Source organism: Mesoaciditoga sp. (assembly GCF_054006115.1).
This window is the reverse complement of sequence record NZ_JBPNHS010000027.1, coordinates 82,547-92,655: the sequence shown is the minus strand read 5'-3', so window position 1 is coordinate 92,655 and position 10,109 is coordinate 82,547. Positions and strand designations below refer to the sequence as shown.

Below are 10,109 nucleotides of genomic sequence, written 5' to 3'. Positions count from 1 at the left end.
AACTTTCTTTATAGGTCTTTTTAAAACCTCTTTGAATTCTTTCGCCGTTTGGAATACCTGCAAGACGTCCTCTTTGCTCAACACATCCACATCGAATATGTCTTTACCAGCTATACTCATTCTTCATTACCTCCTATGAACACCCCATCTTCTCCATCGTATTCTGAAAACTTGACAAAGATTCTTTCATCTTTGCGGGTGGGGATGAATTTTCCAAGGATATCCGGCTGAATAGGCAGTTCTCTTCTATCACGGTCTATGAGCGTGACGAGTATGACCTTACTGGGTCTTCCAAAGTCCATTATTTCGTCCAACGCCGCCCTGACAGTTCTACCGGTATGAATAACATCATCGAAAAGCACGACTGTCCTATCGTTTAAATCCACATTAAGCTGTGTGCCTTTAACGTTTGGGATTTTCAAAGAAAGATTCGTATCATCCCTGTGAAAGGTGATGTCGATCGTTCCAAAATCGTGTTCTATTTTCTCCTGTTTAAAGAGATTGGAAAACCTTTGAGCAAGGTATACCCCTCTTGTCCTTATTCCAACTAAAACGGGGGCGGCATCTCCCAATCTTTCCACTAATTCGTGAAACATTCTGCTTATCATCAGCTCAAATTCACGCTTTTCTACGAGTTTCCTCATCAAAACACCTCCATCATGGCAAAATAAAAGGGACGCTGAAAGCGTCCCTTTAAAACACGAAATTTAAAAATTGGAGAGAATATCTATGGGGTAAAAAAAATTCACCCTTGTCCCGCTTAAACGGTTTGATGGGTGAATGTTTACGTAAGAGTTTTATAATCTTTTCCATTTTTTGCCCTCCAGAATCCGCTGGATTATATCTTAATTTTTTCCGCGTGTCAAGTTTTGATTTACAAAATCTGTAAAGCTCAAAAAATTCCACCATTTGAAATGGTGGAAATTCTCACTACTATTTAAAGCAAAGTTTAAGAAGAAAAGTTAGACGTTCAATCTCACCCTTTAAAAACAAATATCCCACAACACTTTCAAAGGCCGTCGCTTTCCTGTAAAAGGGGTCCTTGCTCCGTGGACTTTTAAGATTTCTTCCACGAAAAGCGACATCTCTTTCACGCTCTTTCAACACGTCTTTTATTTTATCGAAGTATTTCGCTTGGGCTTTGGCGTTAACGTGTGTTACAACTTCTTTGTTATCAAAAGAGTAATTCATCCTACAAAAAAGCTCGAATACTGAATCTCCCACGTATGCAAGCGATTTAGTGGAAACTTCCCTCAAATCCCCTTCAAATTTAGCTCCCAGAAATTCCATCTTTTTGTGCTTCCCATTCTCTTAAGGATTCAATGATTTCATCCAATTCTCCATTCATTACCCTGTCGAGCTTGTAAGTTGTAAAGCCGTTTCGATGATCGCTAACCCTGTTTTGTGGAAAATTGTACGTCCTTATCTTTTCACTACGTTCGCCACTTCCTATCTGGTTTCGACGCATGGATGACATCCTTTTGTTTTCTTCTTTTTTCTTCAATTCCAGAAGTCTCGAGCGTAATATTTTCATGGCAATGCTTCTATTTTGAATTTGAGAACGTTCCGATTCACAGACAACAACAATACCGGTTGGAATGTGAGTTATTCTTACGGCAGATTCAGTCCTATTCACATGCTGCCCTCCCGCACCGGACGATCGAAAAGTGTCTATCTTCAAATCTTCTGGAGCGATCTCTACCTCCACTTCTGTTGCCTCTGGAAGAACGGCTACAGTTGCCGTTGAAGTGTGTATTCTTCCTGAAGCTTCGGTTAGGGGTACTCTCTGAACTCTGTGCACACCACTTTCGTATTTAAAGAGTTTGTAAGCCCCTTTACCGCTGACAGAAAAGACAACTTCTTTGAAGCCGTCCAGTTCCGTTTCGTGGGAATAAAGAATTTCACTCTTTAGGCCATGTCTTTCAGCGTAACGCAAGTACATCCTGAGTAGATCTCCTGCGAATATAGCACTTTCCTGTCCGCCAACTCCTGCTCTTATTTCTACGATGATATTTCTATTTAAATCTGGATCGGCGTCTTCTAAAAGCTGTAACGCTTTCTTTTCAATGGTTTCTATCTCGTTCTCTTTTTCGGATATTTCTTCTTTTACTTCTGCTTCCATCTCTTCAGACATGATGTCTTTTAACTCTTGGATTTCATTTTTCAAGGCGAGGTATTTTTCGTAGAGAAGAGCTTGCTCAGAAATTTGAGAAAGTTCTTTTGAATATTCTATGAACTTATCTGGTGAATTCACCACATCTGGTTTAGAAAGGAGAAAATTAAGTTCGTTGTACCTGTCATAGAATGTTTTAAAACTCTCAATTATCATGTTTGAATTATACCATGTGATGCCTTATATGTGAAGTTTTTGAAGTTTAAACGCTGTTAGAAGACGTTCTTCAATGCCATACCCGTATAGGAATTTGGACATTTTGCTATCTTTTCCGGCGTACCGCTGCAAACTATGTATCCACCATTTTCTCCACCTTCTGGCCCTAGGTCTATGATGTGATCCGCACTTTTGATAACGTCCAAATTGTGTTCGATTATCAAAACGGTGTTTCCTTTGTCCACCAATCTCTGAAGCACATCGATTAGCTTTTTAACATCATGGAAGTGCAAACCAGTTGTCGGTTCATCTAAGATGTAAAGGGTCTTTCCAGTTGAAACTTTACGTAATTCGGCTGAAAGCTTAACCCTTTGCGCTTCCCCTCCAGATAGGGTTGTGGCTGGTTGGCCAAGCCTTATGTATCCCAAGCCGACATCGTGAAGGGCTTTTAGAGGTGACAATATTTTTGGGTTGTCTTTAAAGAATTCCATTGCCTCATCCACAGACATATCCAAAACTTCACTTATATTCTTTCCGTGGTATTTGACTTCCAAAGTTTCTTTATTGTATCTCTTCCCATTGCAAACATTGCATTCCACATAAACATCTGGCATGAAGTTCATCTCAACTTTTATCACGCCCTGTCCAGCGCACGCTTCACATCTGCCGCCTTTAACATTGAAACTGAATCTTGAAGGAGTGTAACCCCTTATTCTGGCTTCCTCTGTCATAGAAAAGAGCTTTCTCACGTGGTCAAAAGCTTTTGTGTAAGTGGCGGGATTGGAACGTGGTGTCCTTCCAATAGGACTTTGATCTATGGAGATCACCTTATCGATATTTTTCAATCCTTCTATGGATTCGTGTTTTCCGCAAGGCATATGACTGTTGTATATGTGGTTCATAAGAAGTGGATACAACGTTTCCATAATGAGTGATGACTTTCCAGAACCTGAAACTCCCGTTACGCATACAAGCGTTCCCAAAGGTATGTCGACGTTCAAATTTTTCAAATTGTTGTGTTTGGCGCCCTTTAAGATTAAATGACCTTTTGCCTCTCTTCTCACGGTTGGAATGGAAACTTTCATTCTTCCACTCAAATACTTACCAGTGAGCGTGCCTGATTTTTCCAAACCCTTAACCGTTCCAGAGTAAAGCACTTTCCCTCCATTTTCGCCTGCGCCGGGACCTATTTCCACAACGTGATCTGCAGATCTTATAACTTGCTCGTCATGTTCTACTACTATGACGGTATTTCCAAGATCGCGTAAATTTTCAAGCATTTTTATCAATTTGGCGTTATCTCTATAGTGAAGACCTATGGTCGGCTCATCGAGTATGTAAGTCACCCCCACAAGTTTAGAACCCAATTGGGTAGCAAGCCTTATGCGCTGGGATTCTCCACCCGAGAGAGTCGAAACGTTTCTCGAAAGCGTGAGGTAGCCAAGACCAACTTCAAGCAAGAATTTAAGTCTTCTCTTTATTTCGCTCAAAATTTCAGAGGCTATTTTCATTTTCTGTTCTTCCAATTTTGCCCTTTCGAAGAATTCGTAAGCTTTCTCAACTGTCATATCTGAAACTTCCGCGATATTTTTTCCCAAAAATGTAACCGCCAGCGCTTCTTTTCTCAATCTCTTTCCGCCGCAAGCTTTGCAAACTTTATGAACGAGAAAATTTCTCTCTATCCATTCTCTAACCTCTTGTGAGTCCGTCTTTTCATATCTATCCTTTAGGTGGGGAATAAGCCCCTTGAAGCCAGGTCCGCCATGCAAAATGGCATCCTGTATTTTTTGGGGGAGCTTTCCAAATGGCAAGTCCGGATTGCTGCCCATTTTCACTATCAATTTTTTTATTGAAAAGAGTACGAAGCTTTTTCCGCTTTTGTAAGGTATTATTCTCCCGTTAAAAATGGACTTTTTTGGGTTTATCACGAATTCTTCACCTATTTCGGTGGTGTATCCCAATCCCGAGCATACCGGACAGGCTCCGTAAGGAGAATTAAACGAAAATAGCTTTGGAGAAATATCTGGAAAACTTATTCCACAAACAGGGCAAGCTAATTTTTCACTGAAGAACTCCACTTCTTTTGTTTCATAGTCCATAACTTCTACCAAGCCGTTGGCCTCGCTTAAAGCTATCTCAATAGATTCGACAAGTCGCTGATGATTCTCTTCTTTGACTTTCAATCTATCGACTACCAATTTTATTGTATGCCTTGTTTGTTTTTTTATGGAGATTTCTTCCTCGAGTAATCTTTCTTCACCATCCACTATAACCCTTAGAAATCCACGGCGTTTAAGGTAATCGAAAAGGTTTTTGTATTCTCCCTTCTTTTCCACGATCAACGGAGCCAAGATGGCTATTCTCTTTGCAGGCTTGTAATGTTTTTCTATTTTATCGACTATTTCATCGATGCTTTGCTTTTCCAAAGGTCTACCGCATTGAGTGCAGTGAGGGATACCAACTCTTGCGTAAAGAAGACGAAGATAATCGTATATTTCTGTGACGGTTCCCACCGTGGAACGTGGATTGTGAGAAACGCTTTTTTGATCTATAGCTATAACTGGAGAAAGGCCTTCTATTTCTTGAACATCCGGCCTTTTAAATTCACCCAGAAATTGTCTTGCGTAAGAAGAAAGGGACTCAAGATACCTTCTTTGTCCCTCTGCGTATATCGTATCGAACGCTAACGAAGATTTTCCAGATCCAGAAAGCCCTGTTATGACTGTTAAGGTGTTTCTTGGGATTTCCACGTTGACGTTCTTCAAATTGTGAACTTTGGCACCTTTCACTTTAAGAAAATTTTCCAGAAGAATTCACCTCTTCAACGAGTTGACGCGCTCTTTCTAACAAGGCATTCACTTTTTTCTCGTCTTTTCCTTCAACCATGATCCGTATCAAAGGTTCTGTTCCAGAAGCCCTTAACACCACTCTAATTTCTTCATCTCCATTTTCATTTCTCAAAAATGAAGATATTCTTTCATCAGTCATGATTACGTTTTTATCTCTTACCTTCACATTCACCATCTTTTGAGGGTACCTTTTTATTTTAGAAACAAACGCGTCTAAATCTTCTTTCAAAGAAGATACGGCCGTTATGGTTTCAAGCGCCGTTAGAAGCCCATCGCCTGTCGTTGCCAGATCGAAAAATATTATGTGTCCTGACTGTTCTCCCCCCAACGTTGCCCCACGCTTTTTCATCTCTTGCAGGACGTACCTATCACCCACTTTTGTTCGAACGAAGTTTATATCATTTTTCTTTAGAGCTTCTTCTATAGCCAAATTTGTCATGACTGTTCCCACAACGGTGTTATTTTTAAGTCTTCCGTTTGATTTCATGTTCTCGGCGTTTATCACGAGCATATCATCGCCATCGACAACTCTTCCACTCTTGGTGATCATTATGCATCTATCCGCATCGCCATCATGAATAACACCAAAATCACTATCTGTTTCTTTGATTTTCTTTGAAAGATACTCAGGATGGAGGGCCCCACAATTTTCATTTATGTTTTTTCCGTCTGGCTCAAAATTGTGAAGAACTACTTCAAGGCCTATCGCCTCTGCAACGGCTGGGACGGTTGAAACGGCCGCACCATTTGCCAGATCAAAAGATATTTTGTATCCCTTCAGATGCGCATACCTCTTTGCAAGCCACTCTACGTACTCACTTAACATGTCTTTTTGCACCATTCTTCCCACTTCAAAGCTTCTCAATTCATCCTCAAAATGAGATTCTATTTCTTCCTCCAATTCGTCTGGCAATTTGAAACCGTTTGAGAAGATCTTTATTCCGTTGTGTTCCCATGGATTATGGCTTGCACTCACCATAAAGCCTACCGTCTTTTCTTTTTTGGTTAACCATGCTAAAACCGGCGTGGGCATGATCCCACACGTTAGAACATTAAACCCCATTGAAAGAATGGACGAAACTAAGGCGGCTTCCAGCATCTCGCCTGAAATTCTCGTGTCACGCGCTATAAGGACTGTGTTCAAAGGATGATTATGCTCTTTCAAAACGTAAGCGCTTGCTTTTCCTATTTTAAAAGCGAGTTCAGCGGTTAATTCTATGTTTGCAATGCCTCGCACACCATCTGTACCGAAATACTTTCTCACTTTTTTTCTTCCTTTTCTTCTTCCGCTTCTAACCCCTCGGCGTTGAACTCTTCTGGCCTGATTATCGGGAAAGCAATAACGTCTTTTATGGTAGCTGCATTGGTGGCGAACATGACAAGTCTATCTATTCCTATTCCTAGCCCGCCGGTTGGTGGCATACCGTATTCTAGAGCCCTCAAAAAATCGAAATCCATCATTTGGGCTTCTTCATCTCCAGCTTCTCTCAAAGCCGCTTGAGCTTCAAATCGCTTTCTTTGATCCAAAGGATCGTTCAACTCGCTGAAAGCGTTCGCAAGCTCATTACCATTGACTATGACTTCAAATCTTTCCGTAAGTCTTGGATTTTCTCTGTGCCGTTTTGCAAGCGGAGAAATGTCAACAGGGTGATCCATAAGAAAAGTTGGATTTACTATTGTATCTTCAAGAAGGTCCCACAATTTTTCGATGTAATGGCCTCTCTCTTTCATAGAAGGTTCAACGTCATGGTCTTTCAAAACTTGTAGCATCTTTTCATCGGAATCTTCTAATATATCAACGCCCAAACGTTCTAATATATAATCACGCATCTTTATCCTCTTCCATGGACGAGAAAAGTCTATTTCCTTTCCTTGATACTCTATTTTCAACTTTCCATTTGTCTTCTCTATAACGTGTGTTACCAGTCTTTCAGTTAAATCCATCATATCGTTGTAATCAGCGTACGCCTTGTAGCACTCCATCATTGTGAATTCTGGATTGTGTTTGTAACTTACACCTTCGTTTCTAAAACATTTGTTTATTTCGTAAACCGCATCATAGCCACCAACTATGTATCTTTTCAAATAGAGTTCGTGGGCTATTTTCAAATACATTGGTATGTTAAAAACGTTCAAATGAGTGATGAATGGCCGCGCAGTTGCGCCACCGGTTACGAATTGTAAAATGGGCGTTTCAACTTCCAAAAAGCCCTCTTCATTCATGAAATCCCTTATCAACCTTATTATTTCGTATCTTTTCTTGAATCTTTCAAATGATTCCCTGTTAACCACTGTATCAACGTACCTTTGTCTGTATATCTTTTCCTTGTCGGTAAGACCATGCCACTTTTCCGGTAAAATCCTTATCGCTTTTGAAAGAATTTCGTACGAGTTGACAAAAACAGACAGCTCACCGGTGTGAGACTTAAATGGAAAACCTTTAACTCCCACAAAGTCTCCAACCTTAACGTACTCTTTAAAAATTTTGAATTCTTCTTGCCCGACTTGAACGTTTATGTAGCATTGAAGCCTGGCGGTTGAATCCTGTAGAACGAAAAAGGCGGATTTTCCGTGATGCCTTATTGCCATAACACGACCGGCAATGGAAGTCGTGAAATTTTCATCTTTTTCTCCGTTTTGAAGGTGATCGAATTTTTCATGAATCTCTATCAATTTGTGTGTTACTTCGTAACGATATGGATACGGGTTAACTCCTTTTTCTTTTAACTCTTCAACTTCTTTTATCTTTTGAAGCCTCAATTCGTCCATTCCTTTTTCTCCTTTCAAAGTGGAAATCAAAGCGTTCCAGTCGTTACATCCATGATCAGATACTTTTTTGTCCCATTTGGTGCCTTAATTCTAACCGTTTCTCCAAGATGCCTTTTGTAGATCGCTTCTCCTAATGGAGAATCAACAGAAATCTTGTTTTTAAATATGTCTGATTCTTGTGATGTTACCACCATCACTTTCATCTCTTTGCCGGTGTTTAGATCTTTCAATTTCACGATGCTTCCAATGTTCACTTCGTGAATGTCCTTGTTTTCTTCCACAACAACGGCATGGGACAATATTTCTTCTATTTCAGTTATCCTGCTGTTTATCTTTCCCTGTTCGTTTTTCGCTTCGTCGTATTCACTGTTTTCGCTGAGATCTCCGTACTCTCTTGCTTCTTTGATCTTCTGAGCAACATCATTCATAAGCCTTTCTCTCAATTCACCAAGTTCTTTTTTTAAAGATTCGTATCCCTCTTTGGTAAGAACTATCTTCTCTTTCATCTTTTCCTCCTTGACAACTCAATAAATTCATTCCACAGAAATCAAATAGAAATAGTGAGCTTGCCCACCATTGTACATCTCAACATCTACGCTTGGATATCGTATTTGTATTTCTTTGAAAATCACCTGCGCATCACTTTCGCTAACGTCTTTTCCATAAAAGAGGGTTATTATATCTGCGCTTGAAGCTGACGCTTTATCCAATGTGCAAAAAACGCTTTCATCAAGGGTTTTTTTCGAACAGACCAGGTTTCCATCCAAAAAACCTATGAACTCTCCCTCCTTTATTTCCGTGTCTTTTATCTTGCTATCCCTAACAGCCTGCGTTATCTCCAACGATTTCACAGACTCAATGGCTTCTTTAAATCTGTTCATGTTTTCCAGAGAACTCGCCTGTGGGTTGAACATGAAAAGGGCTGCCAATCCTTGTTGAACAGTGGAAGTCTTCACGATGAAAATATTCTTACCCTCTACCATTTCTTTAACCGATTCCGCTGCCAATATTATATTGGAATTGTTGGGAAAGATGAATATCTCCTCCGCGTTTACCTTTTCAACCGCTTCTTTAAATTGTGCAGTGCTTGGATTGGACGTTTGACCGCCGCTCACAACAACGTCAACGCCTATGCTTTTGAATATAGATTCCCAACCTTCTCCATTTGCCACAACAATGAGGCCATATTTCTTCTTTTCACTTGGTGATTCTTTCTCGTTTTTTATTATCTGGTGATGCTGGATCTTCATATTGTCTATTTTAGATTTGACGAGCTCTCCAAATTCCAACGCTTTGTCTATGGCCTTACCAGGCGTGTTGGTGTGAACGTGAAATTTCAAATAATCTCCTGAATTAACCAACACCAAAGAGTCTCCCAGTGAATTGTAATAAGCTTTAAGCGAAGGAATATCCACTTCTTTTGTTAGCTTCACTATCGCTTCTGTGCAATAAAGATACTTCAATTCTTCTTGAGATATACGGACTATTTCACGAGGTCCCGCGTTCTCTATTTCGAGGTTAACTTCTCTTTCACCGTTTAGAGCCTTGTAAAATCCTTCTATTATGTAGGAAAACCCCTTTGCGCCGGAATCAACTACGCCCGCATCACGTAATTTCTTCAAAAGTTTTGGGGTTTCTTCCACAACTTCTTGAGACCGCTTCCACAATTTTTCCATGAATTTGGTGAGATCTTCATCGATAAGGCTTTCGCTTTCTTCCGCCAAAACTCTTATCACGGTTAACATGGTTCCTTCCACGGGCTTTATAACAGCCCCGTACGAGACCTCTTTTGCACTCTTCAAAGCTTTCGCAAAATCGTGCGAATCAAGAGTTTTCTTACCTTTGCACGCTTGAGCAAATCCACGGAATATCTGCGAAAGTATAACGCCTGAGTTTCCCCTGGCTCCCAGTAATGTTCCCGTTTCTATTGCTTGTAAAACGGAGGGAAGCTCTTGTCTTTTCAATTGCTCAATGTGCTTGCACGCTTCCAGAAGCGCAGAAGACATGTTGGAACCCGTATCTCCATCGGGAACAGGAAAAACGTTTAAAGTGTTTATTTCATCAACGTGTGTTAAGAGTATCTCCGTTCCTTTTTTAAATCCTATGGCAAAAAGTTCTCCGTTAATTCTTTTCACAACGCAAACTCACGCTTTTAAACGTGA

General features: G+C 40.3%; 8 protein-coding genes. All 8 read right to left on the bottom strand.

The genetic code is table 11. The annotated features are described in order from the left end of the window. Positions 1-116: 116 nt before the first annotated feature. The 8 genes from pyrR to ACXJIN_RS06040 all read right to left on the bottom strand — a co-directional run bounded on the left by pyrR (position 117) and on the right by ACXJIN_RS06040 (position 10,082). Entirely contained in the window at positions 117-644 is a 528-nt protein-coding gene (gene pyrR / locus ACXJIN_RS06075; protein WP_456400461.1) for a bifunctional pyr operon transcriptional regulator/uracil phosphoribosyltransferase PyrR, read from the bottom strand. A 289-nt stretch (positions 645-933) separates the two neighbouring features. Continuing rightward, positions 934-1,290 (bottom strand): Mini-ribonuclease 3, encoded by a 357-nt coding sequence (locus ACXJIN_RS06070; protein ID WP_456400459.1) that lies wholly within the window; start codon positions 1,288-1,290, stop codon positions 934-936. After that, positions 1,271-2,326: a peptide chain release factor 1 gene (gene prfA, locus ACXJIN_RS06065; RefSeq protein ID WP_456400469.1), complete on the bottom strand. Its 1,056-nt coding sequence runs from the start codon at positions 2,324-2,326 to the stop codon at positions 1,271-1,273. Before prfA ends, ACXJIN_RS06070 begins: the two co-directional genes overlap by 20 nt. A gap of 59 nt (positions 2,327-2,385) precedes the next feature. Next, a complete protein-coding gene (gene uvrA, locus ACXJIN_RS06060; RefSeq protein WP_456400457.1) occupies positions 2,386-5,118 on the bottom strand; it encodes an excinuclease ABC subunit UvrA in 2,733 nt (910 codons plus the stop codon). Position 5,119: 1 nt separating this feature from the next. After that, positions 5,120-6,442: a phosphoglucosamine mutase gene (gene glmM / locus ACXJIN_RS06055; protein ID WP_456400455.1), complete on the bottom strand. Its 1,323-nt coding sequence runs from the start codon at positions 6,440-6,442 to the stop codon at positions 5,120-5,122. Continuing rightward, complete coding sequence (lysS, locus tag ACXJIN_RS06050) at positions 6,439-7,947, bottom strand: lysine--tRNA ligase (protein ID WP_456400453.1); 1,509 nt, start codon at positions 7,945-7,947, stop codon at positions 6,439-6,441. Before lysS ends, glmM begins: the two co-directional genes overlap by 4 nt. Positions 7,948-7,973: 26 nt before the next feature. Continuing rightward, complete coding sequence (gene greA, locus ACXJIN_RS06045) at positions 7,974-8,453, bottom strand: transcription elongation factor GreA (RefSeq protein ID WP_456400451.1); 480 nt, start codon at positions 8,451-8,453, stop codon at positions 7,974-7,976. A gap of 27 nt (positions 8,454-8,480) precedes the next feature. After that, positions 8,481-10,082, bottom strand: coding sequence for a DAK2 domain-containing protein (locus tag ACXJIN_RS06040; RefSeq protein ID WP_456400449.1), 1,602 nt, complete (start codon positions 10,080-10,082; stop codon positions 8,481-8,483). Positions 10,083-10,109 lie beyond the last annotated feature (27 nt).